This window comes from Ottowia sp. SB7-C50, assembly GCF_033110285.1.
Classification (GTDB): domain Bacteria; phylum Pseudomonadota; class Gammaproteobacteria; order Burkholderiales; family Burkholderiaceae_C; genus Ottowia.
The window spans coordinates 2,259,122-2,281,217 of sequence record NZ_CP136995.1 but is presented as its reverse complement, the minus strand read 5'-3'; the positions used below and the strand labels follow the sequence as shown (position 1 = coordinate 2,281,217).

The following is a 22,096-nucleotide window of genomic DNA, read 5'->3' as shown; positions in this document are numbered from 1 at the left end:
GCGGGGTCTCCAGGATTTGGAATGAATCAGGCCTCTGGCGCTGTTCAAAGCTGCGTTGACAGCTATTGTTTTTGAAGCAGATTGACGCGCATCGGGCGGATGAAGGGCTCGCCGGGCGCGGGCTGCAGGGCTTCGAAGCGTTCGCGCACGCGCTGGCGCATGGCGGCATCAAAGCGCCGTTCGGCATAGGTCACGTCGGTCATGCGGCGTTCGAAGTCGTCGAAGTCGGCATAGCGCACGGGCACGCCGAAGTGGACTTCGGTCACCTGCCGCCAGCCGCCGCCCGCCACGGCGCGCTGCAGCGCCTGGTAGGCCGCGTGGCGCACCGCCTGCTCGTCGTTGAACAGGCGCACGACCTCGTTGAGCGTGCCCGTGAACACCGGCTCGGACACATACAGATGGCCCCCGGGCCGCAGTACGCGGCGCGTTTCGGCCAGCGCACGGTCCATCGCCTGGAGCGGCACGTGGTGCAGCGACTTCAGCATCAGCGCCAGATCGAACCGCCCGTCGTCGAACGGAATGGCCTGCGCACCGGCGGCGACGAAGTCCAGCTGGGGCGGGTGCGGCTGGGCCAGGTTGCTGGCGTGCTGGCGCTCGTCCACTTCCAGCCCGGTGACGTGGCAGGCCGGGTAGGCCGCCAGCAGCTTGCGCGACAGGTAGGCCGCGCCGCAACCCAACTCGACGATGCGCTGGGCGTGCAGCGGCACCAGCCGGTGCAGCAGGGCGAGTTCGTCGGTGACGAGGTCGGTGGCGGGGGTGTCGGGGATTTCCATGGCCCTAGTCCAGAAAGGCGTTGAAGCCCTGCGGCGGCTCAAAGCGCTTGTTGCGCCAGACGACGCGGGTGGGCACCGGCTCGGGCAGGGCGCGCGTGGGCACGGGGTGGTGTTCGTCACCGGGGTAGCACAGCACCCGGGTGTCGCCGGTTTCCACCGGCTCGGGCACGATCAGCGGCGGCGGGCGCGAACGGGCGTCCTGCATGGCGTGCGCCACGTCGCGGTATTGCAGCAGGTGCAGCAGGCCGACGATCTGCGGCGGCGCCAGGTCGATCTCGTGCGACTGGTATTGGCGCAGGGCGGCGCGCGGGGTCAGCCAGCGCGCCTCGGTCACCTCGAAGTCGTCGTGCCGCGCCTCCTGCAGCGGCGGCACGGCGGCCAGGAAAAAGCGTGTGTCGAAGCGCTTGTTCATCACCGAGGGCCGGCGCGGCGTGATCCAGCGCGACCACGGGGCCAGCGCGTCGGTGTCGAGCCGGGCTTGCGCCTCGGCCAGCAGGGCGGCGAACGGCTCGCCGGCGCGCAGGCGGGCGCAGGTGTCGGCGCTGCGGGTGGCGATCTCGTCGGCGCCGACCTGCAGGAACAGCACGCCGGATTCCTCGGCCGCCTCGCGCGCGGCGGCCACATAGAAGGCGGCGGCCTGCTCGGGCGACAGGCCGGGCTCGCCCAGGCGCGGCTGCAGCTCGGACGGCGCGCGGTCCAGCCGCGCCAGCATGTCGGCGCTGCTGTCGGCGGCGTCCACCTTGCCGCCCGGAAAGACGTAGGCGCCGCCCAGCACGGCCGAATCGGTGTGGCGGCGCAGCAGCAGCACTTCCAGCCCGGCCGCGCCGTCGCGCAGCATGACCACGCTGGCGGCGTCGCGCGGCGGGGTGTCGATCACGTCGTGGTTCAGTTCCATGGCGGCATTGTGCTGCGGGACGGGCGGCGGCTCTGTCCGCCAGGAGTCTGCCGCGCAGACTCCTACGCAACAGGGGATGCGGGGCGGGTGAATTAAAGTCGCCGCGGTTCGAGAGCAATCAAGGAGCAACGGAACATGGACAAGATCGACTTCACCGGCCGTGTGGCCATCGTCACCGGCGCCGGCGGCGGGCTGGGCCGGCTGCACGCACTGGCGCTGGCCGAGCGCGGCGCGAAAGTGGTGGTCAACGACCTGGGCGGCGCGGTGGACGGCAGCGGCGGCTCGGTCACCGCGGCGCAGAAGGTAGTGGACGAGATTCGCGCCGCCGGTGGCGAAGCCATCGCCAACCGCGCATCGGTCACCGACTGGGACGCCGTGCAGGCCATGGTGCAGCAGGCGGTGGACACCTGGGGCCGCGTCGACATCCTGGTCAACAACGCCGGCATCCTGCGCGACAAGAGCTTCGCCAAGATGGACATGGCCGACTTCCGCCTGGTGGTGGACGTGCACCTGATGGGCGCCGCGCACTGCGCCAAGGCCGTGTGGCCGCACATGGTGGCGCAGAAGTACGGCCGCATCGTCATGACGACGTCGTCCACCGGCCTGTACGGCAACTTCGGCCAGACCAATTACGGCGCGGCCAAGCTGGCCCAGGTGGGCATGATGCAGACGCTGGCCATCGAGGGCGCCAAGAACGGCATCCACGTCAACGCCCTGGCGCCCACGGCCGCCACGCGCATGACCGAAGGCCTGCTGCCGCCCGAGGTGCTGGCCGCGCTCAAGCCCGAGGCGGTGGTGCCGGCCATGCTGGTGCTGGCCAGCGAGCAGGCGCCCACCCGCACCATCCTGTGCGCCGGGGCCGGCACGTACGAGGCCGCGCACATCACGCTGACCCAGGGCGTCCATCTGGGCCTGACGCCCGACACGCCCGAGCGCCTGCTGGCCGCGCTGGCGCAGGTGACCGACGGCACCGGCCAGACCGTCCCGCAAAGCGGCGCCGAGCAGGGCAGCAACGAGCTGGGGAAGGCGCTGGCGGCGCGCGGCTGACCCGCGTCAGGCGGCAAATCGGCAGCTGTGCTAACTTCGCCACCCCGCCTGACACATCGGAACCGGACACATGACCACGCTGAGGGACCGGCTGGCCTCGCTGACGCTCCAGCGTCTGCGCGGCATACGCCGCGGCATCGAGAAGGAAAGCCTGCGCGCGCAGCCCGGCGGCCAACTGGCGCTGACGCCGCATCCGGCCGCGCTCGGCTCGCCCCTGACGCACCCGCACATCACCACCGATTTCAGCGAATCGCAGCTGGAACTGGTGACCGGCGTGCACGCCGACGTGGACGCGGCGCTGGCCGAGCTGACGCGCATCCACCAGGTGGTTTATCACGAGCTGGCGGCCGCCGGCGGCGAGATGCTGTGGGTCAGCAGCATGCCCTGCGGCCTGCCGACCGACGAGACCATTCCGCTGGGCCGCTATGGCGGCAGCAACGTCGGCCGCGCCAAGAGCGTCTACCGCATGGGGCTGGGCCACCGCTATGGCCGGCGCATGCAGACCATTTCGGGCATCCACTACAACTGGTCGCTGCCGGGCGTGGACAGCGCCGGCTACTTCGCGCTGATCCGCAACTTCCGGCGCAACGCGCCGGTGGTGCTGTACCTGTTCGGTGCCTCGCCGGCGGTGTGTTCGTCCTTCGTCGCCGGCCGCGAGCATGAGCTGCAGTCGCTGGCCGAGCGCACCATGTACCTGCCGCACGCCACGTCGCTGCGCATGGGGCGGCTGGGCTACCAGAGCGATGCGCAGGGGCAGCTGGCCGTCAGCTACAACAGCCTGGAGCGCTACGCCGCCTCGCTGGAAGACGCGCTGACGCGCCCGTACCCGCCGTACGAGGCCATCGGCATCCGCAATCCGGGCGGCGACTACAACCAGCTGGCCACCACGCTGCTGCAGATCGAAAACGAGTTCTACGGCACCATCCGCCCCAAGCGCGTCATCTACCCCGGCGAGCGGCCGCTGCATGCGCTGCGCGAGCGCGGCGTCGAATACGTCGAGGTGCGGCTGATGGACCTGGACCCGTTCGAATCGATCGGCATCCAGGCGCACACGGCGCGGTTTCTGGACCTGTTCCTGCTGTACTGCCTGCTGTCGGACAGCCCGCCCGATTCGCCGGCGGAGATCGTGGCGCTGAAGAACAACCAGCACCTGACGGCCGCGCGCGGCCGCGAGCCGGGGCTGCTGCTGGCCCGCGCCGGCGCGCAGGTGACCCTGGCCGACTGGGCGGCTGACATCGTGGCGCAGCTGCAGCCCATTGCCGCCGCCATGGACGCGCTGGACGGCGAAAACGCCTATGCCGAAGCGCTGGGCGCCGCGCGCGCCGCGCTGGCCGCGCCCGACACACTGCCGTCGGCGCGCGTGCTGCAGGCCATGCAGGCCGAGTACGACAACAGCTTTGTCGCCTTCGTCAAAGCCCGTTCGATTGAGGCCCGCGCACGCCTGCTGGCGCTGCCGTACCCGGCCGAGCTGAAGGCGCTGTTTGACCAGCTGGCGGCCCATTCGGAGGCCGAGCAGAAGCGCATCGAGGCGTCTGACACCATGCCGTTCGAGCTGTATCGGCAGCAATACACGGCGCCGCAGCGCCTGGGGTTGAGCCAGGGCGCGGTCTTGGCGGGCGCGGAATCGGTCTGAGCGGTAGGCGCCCGCGCGGCGGGGGCACAGTTTGGGCGGTCTATTGGCCGCCAGCGCATGACTGGCAAGCGCAGCCAGCTATCAAAAAAACAGCAATCTATTCGATGTTCTGCACCTGCTCGCGCATCTGCTCGATCAGCACCTTCATGTCCACCGAGATGCGCGTCAGCTCCAGCGCGGCCGATTTCGAGCCCAGCGTGTTGGCCTCGCGGTGCAGTTCCTGGATCAGGAAGTCGAGCCGCTTGCCGGCTTCGCCACCCTTGGCCAGCACCGCTTCGATTTCGTCCAGATGGGCGGCCAGCCGGCCCAGTTCCTCGGCCACGTCGATGCGGATGGCAAAGGCCGTGGCTTCGGTCAATGCGCGCTCCTGCGCGGCGCTGGCGCTGACCTGGCCTTCGTGGCCCGCCAGCGCCTCGTTCCAGCGCGCGATGAAGCGCTGCTTCTGCGCCTCCACCGCCTGCGGCACCAGCGGCTCGGCCAGGCGCGCCAGGTCGCGCAACTGCGCCACGCGATCGCGGATCAACGTGGCCAGGCGTTCGCCTTCGCGCGCCCGCGCGGCCATGAAGTCGTCCAGCACGCTGGCCGCCAGGCCCGGCAGCGCGGCGGCGGTGTCTTCGTCGCTGACGCTTTCGGCGCCGCCGGTCACGCGCAGCACCTCGGCCACCGACAAGGGCGCGGCGTTGGGCAGCCAGGCGCGCACCTGGTCCTGCACCGAGGCCAGCCGCTGCAGCATGCGCGCGGGCGGGTCGGCCAGCGCGGCGGTGCCGGCTTCCTGCAGATAGGCGCGCAATTCGACCTTGCCGCGTTTCAGGCGCCGGTTGAGCAGTTCGCGCAAGGCCGGCTCGTGCTGTCGCAACTCGTCGGACAGCCGAAACCCGAGGTCCAGGAACCGGCTGTTGACCGAGCGCAGTTCCAGCCCCAGCCGCGCCTGCGACCGCCCGGCCGAAGCACCGTCCGCCGCGCCGTTGGCCACGTCCTGCTGGCCGCTGGCGTAACCCGTCATACTGTAAACTGACATTCTGTTTTCCGGTGCGAAGCGGTCTCGGCGATTGGAGGAATTGATCGGCGCGCAGGCAGTGTCGCACGGGCCGATCCGGTCGCCACAAATTATGTCAAAGCCCAAGCCAGCACCGCTGCCGCCCGACACCGGGATCGGGGGCTATCGCGTGGTGCGCCGCATTTCGTCGGGCGGCTTTGGCGTGGTCTACCTGGCGGTCGATGCCGAAGGCCAGCAGGTGGCGATCAAGGAATACCTGCCGTCGGCACTGACCATGCGCTCACCGGGCGAACTGGTGCCGCAGGTCGCACCCGAAAAGCTGTCGCTGTACCGGCTGGGCCTCAAGAGCTTCTTCGAGGAAGGCCGCTCGCTGGCGCAGATTTCGCACCCGTCCGTGGTCAGCGTGCTGAACTTCTTCCGGCAGAACGAAACCGTCTACATGGTGATGAACTACCTGGAGGGCGCGACCCTGCAGGACTTCATCCTCACCGCGCGCGAACTGAAGAAGCCGAAGGTGTTCCGCGAATCCACCATCCGCTCGCTGTTCGACGAGATTCTGCGCGGACTGCGCATCGTGCACCAGCACAAGATGCTGCACCTGGACCTGAAGCCGGCCAACGTCTTCATCACCGACGACAACAAGGCGGTGATGCTCGACTTCGGCGCCGCGCGCGAGGTGCTCAACAAGGAAGGCGACTTCACCCGCCCCATGTACACGCCCGGCTTCGCCGCGCCCGAGATGTACCGCCGCGACTCGGCCATGGGCCCGTGGACGGACATCTACGCCATCGGCGCCTGCATCTATTCGTGCATGCATGGCTACCCGCCCAACGACGCGCCGCAGCGCCTGGACAAGGACCGCCTGGCGCTGTCGCTGACGCGCCTGCGCGGCGTGTATTCGGACAACCTGATCGAAGTCGTTGAGTGGTGCATGTCGCTCGATCCGCTGTCGCGCCCGCAATCGGTGTTTGCGCTGCAGAAGGAACTCAGCCGCGAGGGCGAACGCCAGTACACCCAGCTGTCGGTGGGTGACCGGGTGCGCCTGCAGTTCGACAACATGCTGAACGACACCAAGAAAAGCCTGCAGCGGGCCACGCGTCTGGGGACGCGGCTGAAGTGAGCGCCGCGCATCCGCACGCCTTGGCGCGCTGCGCCCCGTGGTGTTTCTGGCGCTGACGATGAAGTTCTCGGTATTCCAGCTCAGCCGCCAGGGCGGCCGCGAGAAGAACGAAGACCGCATGGGCTATTGCTACACGCGCGAGTCGGGGCTGTTTGTGCTGGCCGACGGCATGGGCGGCCACCCCGAAGGCGAGGTGGCGGCGCAGATCGCGCTGCAGTCGCTGTCTGCGCTGTTCCAGCGCGAAGCCCGGCCGCTGCTGCCGGCACCGGGGGCCTTCCTGGCGTCCGCGCTGATGGCGGCGCACCACCAGATCATTCGCTACGCCAGCGCGCGCGGCCTGCTCGACACCCCGCGCACCACGCTGGTGGCGGGCGTGGTGCAGGAGGGGGCGCTGCACTGGATCAGTTGCGGCGATTCGCGGCTGTACGTGGTGCGCGACGGTGCGCTGCTCGAACGCACGCGCGACCATTCGTACATCGAGGCGCATTCCAAGGCCGGCGCCGAACCCAGGGAAGTCAACCGCCACGTGCTGTACACCTGCCTCGGTTCCACGGTCCGCCCGCTGTTCGACGAATCCGGCCCGCTGCGGCTGGCCGAGGGTGACCGGGTGCTGCTGTGCTCCGACGGTCTTTGGAGCAGCGTGCCGGACGAGCAGATCGTGCGCACGCTCACGGCCATGCCCGTCGCCCGCGCCGTGCCGGTGCTGGTGGACGGCGCGCTGCATTTCGCGGGCGAAAGGTCCGACAATGTGACGGCGCTGGCCATCGAATGGGAAACCCCCGCCGATGCCAGCCGCGAACGCAGTGGCTTCACCGAAACCGACTTCATGGCGGAAGACGTGTTTGCGTCCACCATCCAGGGCGGCGGCATCGACCCTCTGCTGGAGGAGATGGACGAAGACGCCATCGAACGCTCCATCGCCGAGATCAACGACGCCATCCAGCGCACGAAGAAAATGCCCCCCCTGAGGCGCTGCGCGCCTTCCCCCAGGGGGACAACGCCAGTGGCCGGGCCAAGCCCGTTCCACGGCGTTCCCGCATGGCCTGCTCCGCGGCCTTTCCTGCCTTTTTGAATGGACATTAGCTAGATATGAGCGACTCTTTTTCACTTCGGGTTGATCGCGCGGCCGACGCGCTGCGCCCTGTCACGATCACGCGCGGCTACACCGTGCATGCCGAAGGCGCCGTGCTGATCGAATTCGGGCAGACCAAGGTGCTGTGCACCGCGTCGGTCGAGGAAAAAGTGCCGCCTCACAAGCGCGGCAGCGGCGAAGGCTGGGTGACGGCCGAATACGGCATGCTGCCGCGCGCCACCCACACCCGCGGCGACCGCGAGGCCGCGCGCGGCAAGCAAAGCGGCCGCACGCAGGAGATCCAGCGCCTCATCGGCCGCAGCCTGCGCGCGGTGTTCGACCTGCGCAAGCTGGGTGAGCGCACCATTCACCTCGACTGCGACGTGATCCAGGCCGACGGCGGCACGCGCACCGCCAGCATCACAGGCGCCTACGTGGCTGCGCACGATGCGGTGACGTGGCTGCTGGCGCGCGGCGCCATCACCGAATCGCCCATCCTGCACCCCGTGGCCGCCATTTCGGTCGGCATCGTGCGCGGCGTGCCGTTGCTCGATTTGGACTACCGCGAGGATTCGGCCTGCGACACCGACATGAACGTGGTGATGACCGGCGCCGGCCACTACGTCGAAGTGCAGGGCACGGCCGAAGGCGCTGCGTTTTCGCGCGCCGAAATGGACCAGCTGCTGCGGCTGGCCGAAAAGGGCATTGGCGAGCTGACCACCATGCAGCGCGCCGCTCTATCAAAATGATAGCTGCTTGCGCTTGTCAGACGGGCGCTGGAGCCTTTTTTTTAGCATGAAGATCGTTCTCGCATCCAACAACGCCGGCAAGCTGGCAGAACTGCAGGCCATGCTGGCGCCGCTGGGCATGAACCTGCTGCGCCAGGCCGACCTGGGCATCGGCGAGGCCGAGGAGCCGTTTCGCACCTTCGTCGAAAACGCGCTGGCCAAGGCGCGCCACGCCGCTGCCGCGTCAGGCCTGCCGGCGCTGGCCGACGATGCCGGCCTGTGCGTCGACGCCTTTGGCGGCCTGCCGGGCGTGGACACCGCTTACTACGCGACGCAGTTCGGCTACGAAAAGGGCGACGCCAACAACGTGCGCGCGCTGCTCGAGCAGATGCAGCACATAGACCAGCGCCGCGCCGCCATGGTCAGCACGCTGGTGGCGCTGCGCTCGGCGGACGACCCCGAGCCGCTGATCGCCGTTGGCCGCGTGGTGGGCGAGATCGCGCGCGAGCGACGCGGCAGCGGCGGCTTCGGCTTCGACCCGGTGATGTTCATCCCCGAATTCGGCCAGACCTTTGCCGAACTGCCGCCCGACGTGAAGAACGCGCACAGCCACCGCGGCCGCGCCGCCGCGCAGATGGTGCAACTGATGCGCGAACGCTGGCTGTGAACGAGGTCGCCCACTACCTGCGCCCCGGCACGCTGCAACTGTCGGCGCTGCCCCCCGCTGTCGCTGTACGTGCACCTGCCCTGGTGCCTGAAGAAGTGCCCGTACTGCGATTTCAATTCGCATGAGCGGCGCCCGGAAGCCGACGCGCTGGCGCAGCAGTCGCGCTACGTCGATGCACTGATGGCCGACCTGGAAGCCAGCCTGCCGCTGGTGTGGGGGCGCCAGGTGCACAGCGTGTTCATCGGCGGCGGCACGCCCAGCCTGTTCGAGCCGCAGCAGATCGACCGGCTGATTGCGGGCGTGCGGGCGCGCCTGCCGCTGGCGCCTGCCTGCGAAGTCACGCTGGAGGCCAACCCCGGCACCTTCGAGCGCGAGCGCTTTGCGGCGTTTCGCGCCGCGGGTGTCACACGCCTGTCCATCGGCGTGCAGAGCTTCGACGACCGGCACCTGAAGGCCATTGGCCGCGTGCACGACGCGGCGCAGGCGCGCGCGGCGGTGGAGGAAGCGGCGCGCGCGTTCGACACCTTCAACCTCGACCTGATGTACGCCTTGCCCGGCCAGACCCTGCCCGATCTGGAGCGCGATCTGCAGACGGCGCTGGCGTTCAGGCCGCCGCACCTGTCGCTCTATCACCTGACCGTGGAGCCCAACACCGTGTTCGCCAAGTTTCCGCCGCGCCTGCCCGACGAGGACAGCGCGTGGGACATGCTGGACCACATCACCCTGGCAACCGCGCAGGCAGGACTGGAGCGCTATGAAGTGTCGGCCTATGCGCGCGCCGGGCACCGGTGCGTGCACAACCTCAACTATTGGCAGTTTGGCGACTATCTGGGCCTGGGCGCGGGCGCGCACGGCAAGCTGAGCTTTCCGCACCGCATCGTGCGGCAGGTGCGCCATCGCCAGCCCGACCTGTACATGAGCAAGGCGCTGGCGGGCGACGCCGTGGCGCGGGCGCATGAAGTCGCGCGGCGCGACCTGCCGTTCGAATACATGCTGAACGCGCTGCGACTGAAGGACGGCTTCACGCTGCAGGACTACATGGAAAAGACCGGCCTGCCGCCCAGCAGCCTGGGCGACGCGCTACAAAAAGCAGAGCAATCCGGCTGGCTGGCACAAGAGGGCGCGGTGTTCACGCCGACCGCGCGCGGCTTCGATTTTCTGAGCGATCTGCAACAGCTGTTCCTGCCCGCGGCCTGAGCGGGCGACGTGTCGGACCACGCCCGCATGCGGGTAGTCCTGTGCTGACGCACAGCTTGTGCACACGCCTACTGCGCCGCCGATGACCCTTGTCTACAGTCAACCCATCGCAAGGCAATACCGATTCGTCACCGCACGAAAGCACTTGCGACAACCGATTCACGCAAGGAGATATCCACATGAACGAAGACACCATCGCTGGCAACTGGAAGCAGTTCAAGGGCAAGGTCAAGGAGCAATGGGGCAAGCTGACCGACGACGACCTGGACGTCATCGCCGGCAAGCGCGACCAGATGGTCGGCAAGATGCAGGAGCGCTATGGCATCGCCAAGGACGAGGCCGAGAAGCAGCTGAACGACTGGGAATCGCGCGCCAACTACCGCTGGTAATCCACCCGCTGTTCACCTGTAAAAAAACCGCGCTGGACTTCGGTCCGGCGCGGTTTTTTCTTTGTGCACCAAGCGCTGACGGTCAGACTTTATCGAGCCGCGTAGGCGCCGGGTAAGCGGCTTCACGCACCAGCGTCTGCAGCAGCGTGCGCCAGTCGTCGCCCACTTCGATCAGCGCCATCTGGGCCGCGCCCATGAAGCCGCTGGCCACGCCGTGGCGCAGAAAGGCCAGCATGGCGTCGTAATAGCCGGCCTGGTTGAGCAGGCCGATAGGCTTGTCGTGGTAGCCGAGCTGGCGCCAGGTCCAGGCTTCGAAGAATTCCTCGAACGTGCCGATGCCGCCGGGCAGCGCCAGGAAGGCGTTGGATCGCTCGGCCATGATGCGCTTGCGCTCGTGCATGGTCTCGACGACGATCAACTCGGTACAGCCGCGGTGCGCGTGTTCGCGTTCGACCAGCGCGCGCGGAATGACGCCGACCACGCTGCCCCCCGCGGCCAGCGTGGCGTCAGCCACCACGCCCATCAGTCCGGCGCGGCCGCCGCCATAGACCAGTTGCCCGCCGTGGCGGCCAATCCACTCGCCCGCGTGCCGGGCCACGTCCGCAAAGGCGGCGTCGTTGCCTGGGCGCGAGCCGCAATACACGCAGATGGAAAAGGCGGGTTCAGTGCGTTCAGAAAATGTCATGCGAAAAAGCGGGTGTACAGCGCGGTGATCCAGATGCCGCCGGCCAGCACCAGGCTCAGCAGCACGGCCGCCGAGCCCATGTCCTTGGCGCGCTTGGACAGATCGTGCCATTCGGGGCCGATGCGGTCGATGGCGGTTTCGATGCCCGTATTGAGCAATTCCACGATCATCACCCCCAGCACCGAGCCGGCCAGCAGCGCCGTTTCGACCCAGTGGCGCCCGAGCCAGAACGATGCCGGCAGCAGCACCGCGGCGGCGATGGCTTCCTGCCGGAAGGCCGTTTCGTGCCATGCCGCCTTCAGGCCGGCGACGGAATAGCCCGTGGCATGCCACACGCGCGACAGGCCGGTGCGTGCCTTCTGCGGATTGACCGGCGCAGTGCCGGCGGGCGCGGGCGGCGGCGGGGCGGGGGACGGCGGATTCATGAAAGGATTGTGACGGCGACCTGCGGTGCGGTGCGGTGCGGTGCGGTGCGGTGCGGTGCGGCGCGCCAGTCAACGCCGCCGCGACGCGTCGGGCCGCACGTCGATCAAGCGCGTGCCGGCCATGACGTCGTGCCAGAACTGCCGCTGCGGGTGGAACAGGCTCAGCAGTGCCCAGACCGCCACCCAGCCCAGCATCAGGACGGTCACTTCGCCGCCCGACAGGCCGAACGGCGCCATGACGGCCAGCGGCGGCAGGAACCACACCCAGCCCAGCAGGTAGCGCACCAGCGCACGCGGCCACGTCACCCGCCGGCCCGCGCGGTCGACCATGCGGATGTGCCAGGTCTTCATCGGCAGGGTCTGCCCCTTGCACCAGAAATAGACGAAATAGACCGCCAGCACGCCGAACACCACGGCCTGCAGGCCATGGCGGTTGTCCAGCGCGTGGCGCGTGTTGGTGGCGATGCCGAACAGCAGGCCCGGCAGCACCACCAGCCCGAACATCAGCGTGCCTTCGTACAGCCAGCTCGCCATGCGGCGGCGCAGCGAGGGCGCGCGCAGCGAAGGCGGTTCAGGATCGGCGGCGGCAGCCGGGGCGGCGACGGTGGGATTCATGCAGCAGGCTTTTGGGGCCGCCAGCGGGCGCGGGCGGCGTTGCGCGCCGCGAACGGCTCAGCGCGAGGGTGACGCCGCAGGCAGCAGCGACTCGGGCAGGAGTGTATTGCGATTCACGGGCGGCACCTTGAGCGCGGTGTCGCCGGCCGGCGCGTTGGATTGCGCGGTGGCGGGCACGGGTGGCTGCACGGGCCGCAGCACGCGGTCGGCCGGCGCGGGGCGCAGGGCGGGGGCTGCGCCGGGCGGCAGCTTGGGCCGGTCGTTGGCCAGGCGCTCGCGCTGCTCGGCGGGCAGGGCCTGGTATTCCTCCCACTTGGCGCGCTTTTCGTCGGCGGGCACTTTGCGCACCTCGCCGAAATTGAGGCGGGCCTGCGTGCGCTGCGCCGGCGTCAGGTTGACCCATTCGGCCATGCGGCTTTGCAGCGTGGATCGCTCGTCGGGCGACATGCGGCTGTAGTTCTGCGTCAGCGCCACCCACTTGCGCTGCTGGTCGGCGCTGAGGGTCGGCCACAGCTTTTCAAGCGGCTGCAGGGCCGCGCGCCGCTCGCCGTTCAGGCTGCCCCATTCGATGTGGCCGGCGGCCTGGGCCAGCGTCAGGCTGCCCGCCAGGTCCTGGGCGTGCGCAGGCCCCAGCACCAACACCGTCAGTGCAAGGAGGAGGGCCGGCGGCAGCACACGCATCAGGCGGGTAAGGTTTGGTCTTACCGGGCGGCGGGCGCGTTGGTGCCCACCGAGCCGGTCTTGAGGTATTGCAGAAAGCCCGGGTCGGCGTACGCCTCGGGCGGCAGGTCGTCGGTCAGCAGCGCGGCGTCCAGGTTGGCGACTTCCATGGTGCGGCTGTCGCTTTGCGTCACGTTGATGGCAACCAGGCCGGCCGCCATGACCACCACGAGCGCGGCCGAAGCCAGACGGCCCCAGAAACCCAGTCCGTCGTCGCCAAAGCTCAGCGTGGCGGTGCGGCCGTTGAGCGACACCGCACTGGCGGTGCGGCGGCGGACGACCGCGGCCGGCTGCTTGCGCCGGCCCACGGCCTGCTCACGCGCCACGCGCAGCCGTTCTCCAATGTCGTGCGGCAGCGCCTCGGCGCCCGACGACAGGCGGGCTGCCACACGCAGGCCGAAGCGGTTTTGCAGGGTTTCTTGGTGCAGATGACTGTAGTTGGTGTTCATGGCAGGATTCCCCTGGCTCGCAATGCCTTGGCCAGCGCCTGGACTGCGCGCGAGCAGTGCGTCTTGACGCTGCCCTCCGAACACCCCATGGCCGCCGCCGTCTCGGCAACATCCATTTCCTCCCAGTAACGCATCAGAAATGCCTCGCGTTGACGGTTGGGCAGTGCCTGGATCTGCACTTCGATGGCGCGCAGGATTTCGGCGCGTCGCGTCGAGTCTTCGGCGCTCTCGACCTGTTCGGAGTCGCTGGCGCCGGCAAAGGCCTCCAGCAGGTCGAAATCGCCGTCGCCGTCGGCGGGTTCGAAGTCGCTCATGTTCGAGAACACGGCGTTGCGCGTTTTCTGGCGCCTGAACCAGTCGAGCGTGGTGTTGGAGAGGATGCGCTGGAACAGCAGCGGCAGTTCGGCCGGCGGCTTGTCGCCGTAGTGCTCGGCCAGCTTCATCATGCTGTCCTGCACGATGTCCAGCGCCGCGTCGTCGTCGCGCACGTGGTAGACGGCGCGCTTGAACGCCCGCTTCTCGACGCTCTTGAGAAAATCGGAGAGTTCTTGTTCGGTGGCCAAGGTTGGCGCGGGCGAAAGGACGGTGGGTGAAGCGGGCGTTGTACCGGGTCAAACCCACGGGAGCGGGTGGCGGCGCCGGGCGATTATGGCATCCGGCCACGCTTTTTTGCCGCATTGGCCTGCCACAGCCCATGTTGCAGTGCGATAATGCGCAATTGCAGTCATCATCAAGGCAAACGGGTCACCGTCCGGCAGACAGCATTCAAAGTCTGCCCATGGCGCGTGGCCTCAAGTCCTGAAGCGGCCTCACGAGGGCTGGCAAGGGGCACCCAAGGTTTTTCGTCAGAGAAATTCTCGAAAGGTTGATCTAAAAATGGAAATCTCCAAAGCCGAACTCAAGTCGGCCGCTGCCGCATCCTCGCGCAGCGACTCCGAAGAACTCCGTGGCGCTGAAATCCTCGTCAAGGCCCTGCAGGCCGAAGACGTGAAGTACGTCTGGGGCTACCCCGGCGGCGCGGTGTTGCACATCTACGACGCTTTCTACAAGCAGGACACCATCCAGCACGTGCTGGTGCGCCACGAGCAGGCCGCTGTGCACGCCGCCGACGGCTATGCGCGCGCCACGGGCGACGTGGGGGTGGCGCTGGTCACCTCCGGCCCCGGCGTGACCAACGCGGTCACCGGCATCGCCACCGCGTACATGGATTCGATCCCGATGGTGATCATCACCGGCCAGGTGCCCACGGCGGCGATCGGGCTGGATGCCTTCCAGGAATGCGACACCGTGGGCATCACGCGCCCGGTGGTCAAGCACAACTTCCTGGTGAAGGACGCGCGCCACATCGCCGACGTGATGAAGAAGGCCTTCCACATCGCGCGCTCGGGCCGTCCCGGCCCTGTGGTGGTCGACATCCCCAAGGACGTGTCGTTCAACAAGGCCACCTACACCGGTTACCCGGACAGGGTGGGGATGCGCTCGTACAACCCGGTGAAGAAGGGCCACGGCGGCCAGATCCGCAAGGCGCTGCAGCTGCTGCTGAACGCCAAGCGCCCGTACATCTACACCGGCGGCGGTGTGCTGCTGGCCAACGCCACGCCTGAGCTGCGCCAACTGGTGGACCTGCTGAACTACCCGGTCACCAACACGCTGATGGGCCTGGGCGCCTTCCCGGCGACCGACCGGCGCTTTGTCGGCATGCTGGGCATGCACGGCACCTGGGAAGCCAACAACGCCATGCAGAACTGCGACGTGCTGCTGGCCGTGGGCGCGCGCTTTGACGACCGCGTGATCGGCAACCCCAAGCACTTCGCGCAGAACGAACGCAAGATCATCCACATCGACATCGACCCGTCGAGCATCTCCAAGCGCGTCAAGGTCGACGTGCCCATCGTCGGCGACGTGAAAGACGTGCTGACCGAGATGATCGGCATGATCCGCGAAGGCACTACGCGCCCCGACGAGGCCGCGCTGGCCGACTGGTGGAAGCAGATCGACGGCTGGCGCAGCCGCGACTGCCTGAAGTACGACCGCGCCAACACCGACGTCATCAAGCCGCAGAAGGTCATCGAAACCCTTTGGGACATGACCAAGGACGCCGACGCCTATGTCACCAGCGACGTCGGCCAGCACCAGATGTGGGCTGCGCAGTTCTACAAGTTCAACGAGCCGCGCCGCTGGATCAACTCGGGGGGGGCCTGGGCACCATGGGCGTGGGCATTCCGTACGCCATGGGCATCAAGCTGGCCAAGCCCGAGAGCGAGGTGTACTGCGTGACGGGCGAAGGCTCGGTGCAGATGTGCATTCAGGAGCTGTCCACCTGCCTGCAGTACAACACGCCGATCAAGATCCTGTCGCTCAACAACCGCTACCTGGGCATGGTGCGCCAGTGGCAGGAGATCGAATACTCCGGCCGCTACAGCCACAGCTACATGGATGCGCTGCCCAACTTCGTGAAGCTGGCCGAGGCCTATGGCCACGTCGGCATGCTGATCGAGCGGCCGCAGGATGTGGAGCCGGCGCTGCGCGAGGCGCGCAAGCTCAAGGACCGCACCGTGTTCATGGACTTCCGCACCGACCCGACGGAAAACGTGTTCCCCATGGTGCAGGCCGGCAAGGGCATCACCGAGATGCTGCTGGGGGCTGAAGACCTTTGATAAAAAGCGGCTCCGGCGCTTGCCAGTCAAGCGCCGGCAGCTATCAAAAAAAATAGAAGATTCTATTGCCCGCCAAGCCCGCCGCTTACCGGCTGCGGGGGAGGGCGGCGAGAAGAGGACTCTGAGAAATGAAACACATCATTGCCGTTCTGATTGAAAACGAAGCGGGCGCGTTGTCCCGCGTGGTGGGCCTGTTTTCGGCCCGTGGCTACAACATCGAATCGCTCATCGTCGCGCCCACCGAGGACGAAAGCCTGTCGCGCATGACCATCCAGACGCGCGGCTCGGACGAAACCATCGAGCAGATCACCAAGCACCTCAACCGGCTGATCGAAGTCGTGAAGGTGGTCGACCTGACCGAAGGCGCCTACATCGAGCGCGAGCACATGATGGTGAAGGTGCGCGCCGTCGGCAAGGAGCGCGAGGAGATCAAGCGCACCACCGACATCTTCCGCGGCCACATCATCGACGTCACCGACAAGAGCTACACCATCGAGCTGACCGGCGACCAGGGCAAGCACGACGCCTTCCTCAACGCCATCGACAAGTCGGCGATTCTGGAAACTGTGCGCACGGGCGCCAGCGGCATCGGCCGTGGCGAGCGTTTGTTGAGGCTTTGAGCCCGCAGCGCTTTGCCAGTCAGGGCAAGCAGCTCATTTTTAAATAGCAACCAGATCATCCAAGGAGAAACCACGTGAAAGTTTTCTACGACAAAGACTGTGACCTGTCCCTCATCAAGGGCAAGACCGTCGCCATCATCGGCTATGGCTCGCAGGGCCATGCGCACGCGCAGAACCTGAACGACAGCGGCGTGAAGGTCGTCGTCGGCCTGCGCAAGGGCGGCGCCAGCTGGGACAAGGTCGGCAAGGCCGGCCTGAACGTGATGGAAGTGAACGACGCGGTCAAGGCCGCCGACGTGGTCATGATCCTGCTGCCGGACGAGCAGATCGCACAGGTCTACAACGAAAACGTCGAGCCCCACATCAAGAAGGGCGCTTCGCTGGCCTTCGCGCACGGCTTCAACGTGCACTACAACCAGGTCGTGCCGCGTGAAGACCTGGACGTGTGGATGGTTGCGCCCAAGGCGCCGGGCCACACCGTGCGCAACACCTACACGCAGGGCGGCGGCGTGCCGCACCTGGTGGCGGTGCATCAGGACAAGAGCGGCAAGGCGCGCGACCTGGCCCTGTCCTACGCCATGGCCAACGGTGGCGGCAAGGCCGGCATCATCGAGACCAACTTCAAGGAAGAGACCGAGACCGACCTGTTCGGCGAGCAGGCCGTGCTGTGCGGCGGCGCGGTCGAACTGATCAAGATGGGTTACGAGACGCTGATCGAAGCCGGCTACGCGCCCGAGATGGCGTACTTCGAGTGCCTGCACGAGCTGAAGCTGATCGTCGACCTGATCTACGAAGGCGGCATCGCCAACATGAACTACTCGATCAGCAACAACGCTGAATACGGCGAGTATGTGACTGGCCCCGAAGTCATCAACGAGCAGAGCCGCGCGGCCATGCGCAACGCCCTGAAGCGCATCCAGAACGGCGACTACGCCAAGATGTTCATCCAGGAAGGCCGCCTGAACTACCCGAGCATGACCGCGCGTCGCCGCAACACCGCCGATCACAGCATCGAGAAGGTGGGCGCCCAGCTGCGCTCGATGATGCCCTGGATCGCCAAGAACAAGCTGGTGGACAAGAGCCGCAACTGATTCTGACCCGCACCAGCCCCAAGGCCACGCCCGCGTGGCCTTTTTTACTGGCGCGTGCCGTTAAACTGGGTCGGCTGCAGCGCCGGACGTGATGGCGCCCGAGCGTCGGCTGCCACCCGCAGCCGGCGTTTTGCTATATATTGAAGAGCACTTACCGCTTGATCTGTCTTGTTTGTGGCCCGATTTCATGGACGATGATTCCACCCCCCCCGAACCCGGCACCCGTGACCGCTGCCGAAGCCCGCGCCGTGCGCCCGCGCCGCAAGGGCATCTACGTGCTGCCCAACCTGTTCACGCTGGCGGCCTTGTTCGGCGGTTTCTACGCCGTGGTGATGGCGATGAACGGGCGCTTTGACCTGGCCACCACCGGCATCTTCGCGGCCATGGTGCTCGACAGCCTGGATGGCCGCGTGGCGCGAATGACCGGCACGCAAAGCGCGTTTGGCGAGCAGATGGATTCGCTGTCCGACATGGTCAGCTTTGGCGCGGCGCCCGCGCTGATCGCGTACGAGTGGGCCTTGCGCCCGCTGGGTCGCTGGGGCTGGATCGCTGCGTTTGTGTACTGCTCGTGCGCCGCGCTGCGCCTGGCGCGCTTCAACGTCAACACCTCGGTGGTCGACAAGCGTTACTTCCAGGGCCTGCCGTCTCCCGCGGCCGCGGCGCTGGTGGCGGGCTTCATCTGGCTGACCAACGCCGTCATCAACGCGCACCGCGAAGTGCCGCTGTTCAAGGCGCTGATGACCACGCTGGGCAGCGACCCGCTGGGGCGCACCGACCTGTCGTGGCTCATGTTCGCCTTTACGCTGTTTGCGGGGCTGACCATGGTCACCAACATCCCGTACTACAGCTTCAAGGACTTCGGCGGGCGCCGCAGCGTGCCGTTTGTGGTGCTGGTACTGATTGCGCTGGTGTTCGCCATCATCAGCATCGAGCCGGCGACCATGCTGTTCGTGCTGTTCGTGGCCTATGCGCTGTCGGGCTACGTCATCTATGTGTGGCGGCGCGCCAAGGGCCACCACGTCAGCATCGTCAGCACGTCGACCGACGAACCCGATGAGCGCGGGCTGCATCAGTGACGTGTCGCCGCCACGGGTCGGTACAAATCCCATGGCGTGCGGGTTCGTCAGGCATGCTATGATTTTCCGCATGAACGCGAAATCGCTAGCGCTGCTACTAACGCCTGACGGGCGGGAGGGGTAGCGCGCGTATTGTTTTTGCGTTTCTCAAGATTCCACGGCCCGTCTGCACCAGCAACGGGCCGTTTTTTATCCGGGTTGCGGGTGCGTCACTTCCAAATCCCACAAGGAAACCTCGCCATGCTTCAGCAACCCCATCTCAAGTACCGCGCCTTTGCGCCGGTCGGCCTGCGCGACCGTACCTGGCCCGACCAGGTCATCACGCAGCCGCCGCGCTGGCTGTCCACCGACCTGCGCGACGGTAATCAGGCGCTGCCCGAGCCGATGGACGTGTCGCGCAAGCTGCGCCTGTACGAGCAGTTGCTCGCCATCGGTTTCAAGGAAATCGAGGTGGGCTTTCCCGCCTCGTCACAGATCGAGTTCGACTTCGTGCGCCGCCTGATCGAGGAAGATCGCATTCCCGATGACGTGACGATCCAGGTCATGACGCCGGCGCGCGAGGACATGATCGAGCGCACGGTAGAAGCCCTGGCCGGCGCGCGCCGTGCCATCGTCCACGTGTACAACGCTGTGGCGCCGGTGTGGCGGCGCGTGGTGTTCGGGCTGAACGTGACGCAGACCCTGGCCTTGATCGAGCGCCAGGTCACGCAGCTCCGGCGGCTGACCGAGGCCATGCCAGAAACCGACTGGGTGCTGCAGTATTCGCCAGAGACTTTTTCAAGCGCCGAGTTGCCGGTGTCGCTCAAGGCCTGCGAAGCCGCCATCGCTGCCTGGGGCGCGGGCCGCGAAGTCATCCTGAACCTGCCGACGACCGTGGAGAATGCCACGCCCAACGTGTTTGCGGACCAGATCGAGTGGATGCGGCGTGCGCTGGCCGCGCACCCGAATGTGACGCTCTCGGTCCATCCGCACAACGACCGTGGCACCGGCACGGCGGCCGCCGAACTCGCCCTGATGGCGGGCGCCCAGCGCGTCGAAGGCTGCCTGTTCGGCAACGGCGAGCGCACCGGCAACCTCGACATCGTCAACGTCGCGCTCAACCTGTACACGCAGGGCGTTCATCCGGGGCTGGATTTTTCGAACATCGATGCCATCCGCGCCACCGTGGAGCACTGCAACCAGTTGCCGGTGTCTGCGCGCCACCCGTACGCGGGCGATCTGGTCTACACCTCGTTTTCGGGCACGCACCAGGACGCCATCAAGAAAGGCTTTGCCGCGCGACGCGACGGCGATGTGTGGGAAGTGCCGTACCTGCCCATCGATCCGCAGGACCTGGGCCGCAGCTACGAGGCAGTCATCCGCGTCAACAGCCAGTCGGGCAAGGGCGGCATGGCGTATCTGCTCGAGCGCGACCACGGCGTGGTGATGACGCGCGAGCGCCAGCAGGCCTTCAGCCGTGCGGCGCAGCGCGTGATGGACGCCCTAGGGGGCGAGTTGTCGTCGGGCGACCTGCTGGCACTGTATGAGCGTGAATACGGCCTGCCCGGGCGCGCCGCTAACGACGCCGCGCAGGCACAATGTGAACCGGACGTCGCCTGACGGTTTTCAATATCAAATTCCTGGCTTGCGCTTGACCTACCTGCGCGAGCCACTTCAAAAAACGGAGCAAACCATGACCGACAAACTCATCATTTTCGACACCACCTTGCGCGATGGCGAGCAGTCGCCCGGCGCCAGCATGACGCGCGACGAGAAGCTGCGCATTGCCCGCCAGCTGGAACGCCTGAAGGTGGACGTGATCGAAGCCGGCTTTGCCGCATCGTCCAACGGCGACTTTGAATGCGTGAAGGCGATTGCCGAGGCGATCAAGGATTCCACCGTGTGTTCGCTCAGCCGCGCCAACGACCGCGACATCGCGCGCGCAGCCGAGGCGCTGAAAGGGGCCAACAGCGGGCGCATCCACACTTTCATCGCGACCAGCCCGCTGCACATGGAAAAGAAGCTGCGCATGACACCCGACGAGGTGTTCGAGCAGGCCAGGCTGGCCGTGCGCTTTGCGCGCAACCAGATGGACGACATCGAGTTCTCGGCCGAAGACGGCTACCGCAGCGACATCGACTTCCTCGCCCGCGTGTGCGAGGCCGTCATCAAGGAAGGCGCGCGCACCATCAACATCCCTGACACCGTGGGCTACGCCATCCCCGAGCTGTATGGCAACTTCATCAAGACGCTGCGCGAAAAGGTGCCCAACAGCGACCAGGCCATCTGGTCGGTGCACTGCCACAACGACCTGGGCATGGCGGTGGCCAACAGCCTGGCGGGCGTGAAGATCGGCGGCGCGCGCCAGGTCGAATGCACCATCAACGGCCTGGGCGAGCGCGCGGGCAACTGCAGCCTGGAAGAAGTGGTGATGGCCGTCAAGACGCGGCGCGACTACTTCGGCCTGGAGGTCGGCGTCGACACCTCGCAGATCGTGCCGGCCAGCAAGATGGTCAGCCACACCACCGGCTTCGTGGTGCAGCCCAACAAGGCGGTGGTGGGCGCCAACGCCTTTGCGCACGCCAGCGGCATCCACCAGGACGGCGTGCTGAAGGCGCGCGACACCTACGAGATCATGCGTGCCGAGGACGTGGGCTGGAGCGCCAACAAGATCGTGCTGGGCAAGCTGAGCGGCCGCAACGCCTTCAAGCAGCGCCTGCAGGAACTGGGCGTGACGATGGAAAGCGAAGGCGAGATCATGGCCGCGTTTGCCAAGTTCAAGGAACTGGCCGACCGCAAGAGCGAGATCTTCGACGAGGACATCCTGGCGCTGGTTGGCGACGAAAGCGTGACGCCCGAGAAAGAGCATTTCGGCTTCATCTCACTGGCGCAGCACAGCGAAACCGGCGAAATGCCACACGCCCAGATCGTGTTCACGGTCGGCGGCAAGGAAGTGCACGGAAAATCCGACGGCAACGGTCCCGTGGACGCTTCGCTGAAAGCGATCGAATCGCACGTCAAGAGCGGGGCCGAAATGGTGCTGTATTCGGTCAACGCCATCAGCGGCTCGACCGAGAGCCAGGGCGAGGTGACGGTGCGGCTGCAAAGCAGTGGACGCGTGGTCAACGGCGTGGGTGCCGACCCCGACATCGTGGTCGCGTCGGCGAAGGCTTATCTGAGTGCCCTCAACAAGTTACACGACAAATCTGATCGGGTCGCGGCTCAGGGCTGAGAATTCACTGTTTATTAACACAGTAATTT

The 22,096-nt window shown here is 67.0% G+C and carries 21 protein-coding genes and 2 pseudogenes; 14 read left to right on the top strand and 9 right to left on the bottom strand.

Annotation, left to right across the window (positions count from 1 at the left end; all coding sequences use genetic code 11):
- Positions 1-62 precede the first annotated feature (62 nt).
- Both R0D99_RS10820 and R0D99_RS10815 read right to left on the bottom strand, forming a co-directional pair.
- Complete coding sequence (locus tag R0D99_RS10820) at positions 63-773, bottom strand: class I SAM-dependent methyltransferase (RefSeq protein WP_317748254.1); 711 nt, start codon at positions 771-773, stop codon at positions 63-65.
- Between the two features lie 4 nt (positions 774-777).
- Positions 778-1,668: an NUDIX domain-containing protein gene (locus tag R0D99_RS10815; RefSeq protein WP_317748253.1), complete on the bottom strand. Its 891-nt coding sequence runs from the start codon at positions 1,666-1,668 to the stop codon at positions 778-780.
- 135 nt (positions 1,669-1,803) lie between these two features.
- Between R0D99_RS10815 and R0D99_RS10810 the strand changes: the two genes are divergently transcribed.
- Both R0D99_RS10810 and gshA read left to right on the top strand, forming a co-directional pair.
- Positions 1,804-2,715 (top strand): SDR family NAD(P)-dependent oxidoreductase, encoded by a 912-nt coding sequence (locus R0D99_RS10810; RefSeq protein ID WP_317748252.1) that lies wholly within the window; start codon positions 1,804-1,806, stop codon positions 2,713-2,715.
- A 70-nt stretch (positions 2,716-2,785) separates the two neighbouring features.
- Entirely contained in the window at positions 2,786-4,348 is a 1,563-nt protein-coding gene (gene gshA / locus R0D99_RS10805) for a glutamate--cysteine ligase (RefSeq protein WP_317748251.1), read from the top strand.
- 97 nt (positions 4,349-4,445) lie between these two features.
- Here gshA and R0D99_RS10800 read toward each other — a convergent pair whose 3' ends face one another.
- Positions 4,446-5,366, bottom strand: a complete 921-nt coding sequence (locus tag R0D99_RS10800; RefSeq protein WP_317748250.1) for a YicC/YloC family endoribonuclease — start codon at positions 5,364-5,366, stop codon at positions 4,446-4,448.
- A 91-nt stretch (positions 5,367-5,457) separates the two neighbouring features.
- Between R0D99_RS10800 and R0D99_RS10795 the strand changes: the two genes are divergently transcribed.
- The 6 genes and pseudogenes from R0D99_RS10795 (at position 5,458) to R0D99_RS10770 (ending at position 10,518) form a co-directional block, all read left to right on the top strand.
- The gene (locus R0D99_RS10795) at positions 5,458-6,465 is read left to right on the top strand and encodes a serine/threonine-protein kinase (RefSeq protein WP_317748249.1); all 1,008 of its coding nucleotides are present in this window, start codon (positions 5,458-5,460) and stop codon (positions 6,463-6,465) included.
- Positions 6,466-6,523: 58 nt separating this feature from the next.
- Positions 6,524-7,537: a PP2C family serine/threonine-protein phosphatase gene (locus R0D99_RS10790; protein ID WP_317751075.1), complete on the top strand. Its 1,014-nt coding sequence runs from the start codon at positions 6,524-6,526 to the stop codon at positions 7,535-7,537.
- Positions 7,538-7,554: 17 nt separating this feature from the next.
- Positions 7,555-8,286, top strand: coding sequence for a ribonuclease PH (gene rph, locus R0D99_RS10785; protein ID WP_317748248.1), 732 nt, complete (start codon positions 7,555-7,557; stop codon positions 8,284-8,286).
- A 46-nt stretch (positions 8,287-8,332) separates the two neighbouring features.
- Positions 8,333-8,932, top strand: a complete 600-nt coding sequence (gene rdgB / locus R0D99_RS10780) for an RdgB/HAM1 family non-canonical purine NTP pyrophosphatase (RefSeq protein ID WP_317748247.1) — start codon at positions 8,333-8,335, stop codon at positions 8,930-8,932.
- Positions 8,923-10,129 (top strand): annotated as a pseudogene (gene hemW, locus R0D99_RS10775) (radical SAM family heme chaperone HemW). Before rdgB ends, hemW begins: the two are co-directional and overlap by 10 nt.
- A gap of 179 nt (positions 10,130-10,308) precedes the next feature.
- Positions 10,309-10,518, top strand: a complete 210-nt coding sequence (locus R0D99_RS10770; protein ID WP_317748246.1) for a CsbD family protein — start codon at positions 10,309-10,311, stop codon at positions 10,516-10,518.
- A gap of 82 nt (positions 10,519-10,600) precedes the next feature.
- Here the strand turns inward: R0D99_RS10770 and R0D99_RS10765 are convergent, their stop codons facing one another.
- The 6 genes from R0D99_RS10765 to R0D99_RS10740 all read right to left on the bottom strand — a co-directional run bounded on the left by R0D99_RS10765 (position 10,601) and on the right by R0D99_RS10740 (position 13,975).
- On the bottom strand, positions 10,601-11,203 hold the full coding sequence (locus R0D99_RS10765) for a TIGR00730 family Rossman fold protein (RefSeq protein ID WP_317748245.1): 603 nt from the start codon (positions 11,201-11,203) through the stop codon (positions 10,601-10,603).
- Positions 11,200-11,628, bottom strand: a complete 429-nt coding sequence (locus R0D99_RS10760; protein ID WP_317748244.1) for a diacylglycerol kinase — start codon at positions 11,626-11,628, stop codon at positions 11,200-11,202. Before R0D99_RS10760 ends, R0D99_RS10765 begins: the two co-directional genes overlap by 4 nt.
- Before the next feature lie 69 nt (positions 11,629-11,697).
- On the bottom strand, positions 11,698-12,243 hold the full coding sequence (locus R0D99_RS10755; protein ID WP_317748243.1) for an RDD family protein: 546 nt from the start codon (positions 12,241-12,243) through the stop codon (positions 11,698-11,700).
- 57 nt (positions 12,244-12,300) lie between these two features.
- Positions 12,301-12,924, bottom strand: a complete 624-nt coding sequence (locus R0D99_RS10750) for a DUF3106 domain-containing protein (RefSeq protein ID WP_317748242.1) — start codon at positions 12,922-12,924, stop codon at positions 12,301-12,303.
- A 20-nt stretch (positions 12,925-12,944) separates the two neighbouring features.
- Positions 12,945-13,412 carry a DUF3619 family protein gene (locus tag R0D99_RS10745; RefSeq protein ID WP_317748241.1) on the bottom strand — a complete coding sequence of 156 codons (468 nt, stop codon included), beginning with the start codon at positions 13,410-13,412 and terminating at the stop codon, positions 12,945-12,947.
- The gene (locus tag R0D99_RS10740) at positions 13,409-13,975 is read right to left on the bottom strand and encodes an RNA polymerase sigma factor (protein WP_317748240.1); all 567 of its coding nucleotides are present in this window, start codon (positions 13,973-13,975) and stop codon (positions 13,409-13,411) included. Before R0D99_RS10740 ends, R0D99_RS10745 begins: the two co-directional genes overlap by 4 nt.
- Positions 13,976-14,288: 313 nt before the next feature.
- On the opposite strand from R0D99_RS10740, the pseudogene R0D99_RS10735 reads away from it, so the two are divergent.
- The 6 genes and pseudogenes from R0D99_RS10735 to R0D99_RS10710 all read left to right on the top strand — a co-directional run bounded on the left by R0D99_RS10735 (position 14,289) and on the right by R0D99_RS10710 (position 22,067).
- Positions 14,289-16,069: pseudogene (locus R0D99_RS10735) on the top strand (acetolactate synthase 3 catalytic subunit).
- A 128-nt stretch (positions 16,070-16,197) separates the two neighbouring features.
- Positions 16,198-16,689 carry an acetolactate synthase small subunit gene (gene ilvN, locus R0D99_RS10730; protein ID WP_317748239.1) on the top strand — a complete coding sequence of 164 codons (492 nt, stop codon included), beginning with the start codon at positions 16,198-16,200 and terminating at the stop codon, positions 16,687-16,689.
- A gap of 74 nt (positions 16,690-16,763) precedes the next feature.
- Entirely contained in the window at positions 16,764-17,780 is a 1,017-nt protein-coding gene (ilvC, locus tag R0D99_RS10725) for a ketol-acid reductoisomerase (RefSeq protein WP_317748238.1), read from the top strand.
- A 194-nt stretch (positions 17,781-17,974) separates the two neighbouring features.
- On the top strand, positions 17,975-18,856 hold the full coding sequence (gene pssA, locus R0D99_RS10720) for a CDP-diacylglycerol--serine O-phosphatidyltransferase (protein WP_416365873.1): 882 nt from the start codon (positions 17,975-17,977) through the stop codon (positions 18,854-18,856).
- Positions 18,857-19,096: 240 nt separating this feature from the next.
- A complete protein-coding gene (locus R0D99_RS10715; RefSeq protein ID WP_416365872.1) occupies positions 19,097-20,455 on the top strand; it encodes a 2-isopropylmalate synthase in 1,359 nt (452 codons plus the stop codon).
- Between the two features lie 73 nt (positions 20,456-20,528).
- The gene (locus R0D99_RS10710) at positions 20,529-22,067 is read left to right on the top strand and encodes a 2-isopropylmalate synthase (RefSeq protein WP_317748236.1); all 1,539 of its coding nucleotides are present in this window, start codon (positions 20,529-20,531) and stop codon (positions 22,065-22,067) included.
- Positions 22,068-22,096: the final 29 nt, after the last annotated feature.

Bases quoted from the DNA above. Each gene is read 5' to 3' on its own strand.
- R0D99_RS10820 (WP_317748254.1), bottom strand. From the start codon at position 773: ATGGAAATCCCCGACACCCCCGCCACCGACCTCGTCACCGACGAACTC.
- R0D99_RS10815 (WP_317748253.1), bottom strand. From the start codon at position 1,668: ATGGAACTGAACCACGACGTGATCGACACCCCGCCGCGCGACGCCGCC.
- R0D99_RS10810 (WP_317748252.1), top strand. From the start codon at position 1,804: ATGGACAAGATCGACTTCACCGGCCGTGTGGCCATCGTCACCGGCGCC.
- gshA (WP_317748251.1), top strand. From the start codon at position 2,786: ATGACCACGCTGAGGGACCGGCTGGCCTCGCTGACGCTCCAGCGTCTG.
- R0D99_RS10800 (WP_317748250.1), bottom strand. From the start codon at position 5,366: ATGTCAGTTTACAGTATGACGGGTTACGCCAGCGGCCAGCAGGACGTG.
- R0D99_RS10795 (WP_317748249.1), top strand. From the start codon at position 5,458: ATGTCAAAGCCCAAGCCAGCACCGCTGCCGCCCGACACCGGGATCGGG.
- R0D99_RS10790 (WP_317751075.1), top strand. From the start codon at position 6,524: ATGAAGTTCTCGGTATTCCAGCTCAGCCGCCAGGGCGGCCGCGAGAAG.
- rph (WP_317748248.1), top strand. From the start codon at position 7,555: ATGAGCGACTCTTTTTCACTTCGGGTTGATCGCGCGGCCGACGCGCTG.
- rdgB (WP_317748247.1), top strand. From the start codon at position 8,333: ATGAAGATCGTTCTCGCATCCAACAACGCCGGCAAGCTGGCAGAACTG.
- R0D99_RS10770 (WP_317748246.1), top strand. From the start codon at position 10,309: ATGAACGAAGACACCATCGCTGGCAACTGGAAGCAGTTCAAGGGCAAG.
- R0D99_RS10765 (WP_317748245.1), bottom strand. From the start codon at position 11,203: ATGACATTTTCTGAACGCACTGAACCCGCCTTTTCCATCTGCGTGTAT.
- R0D99_RS10760 (WP_317748244.1), bottom strand. From the start codon at position 11,628: ATGAATCCGCCGTCCCCCGCCCCGCCGCCGCCCGCGCCCGCCGGCACT.
- R0D99_RS10755 (WP_317748243.1), bottom strand. From the start codon at position 12,243: ATGAATCCCACCGTCGCCGCCCCGGCTGCCGCCGCCGATCCTGAACCG.
- R0D99_RS10750 (WP_317748242.1), bottom strand. From the start codon at position 12,924: ATGCGTGTGCTGCCGCCGGCCCTCCTCCTTGCACTGACGGTGTTGGTG.
- R0D99_RS10745 (WP_317748241.1), bottom strand. From the start codon at position 13,412: ATGAACACCAACTACAGTCATCTGCACCAAGAAACCCTGCAAAACCGC.
- ilvN (WP_317748239.1), top strand. From the start codon at position 16,198: ATGAAACACATCATTGCCGTTCTGATTGAAAACGAAGCGGGCGCGTTG.
- pssA (WP_416365873.1), top strand. From the start codon at position 17,975: ATGATTCCACCCCCCCCGAACCCGGCACCCGTGACCGCTGCCGAAGCC.
- R0D99_RS10715 (WP_416365872.1), top strand. From the start codon at position 19,097: ATGCTTCAGCAACCCCATCTCAAGTACCGCGCCTTTGCGCCGGTCGGC.
- R0D99_RS10710 (WP_317748236.1), top strand. From the start codon at position 20,529: ATGACCGACAAACTCATCATTTTCGACACCACCTTGCGCGATGGCGAG.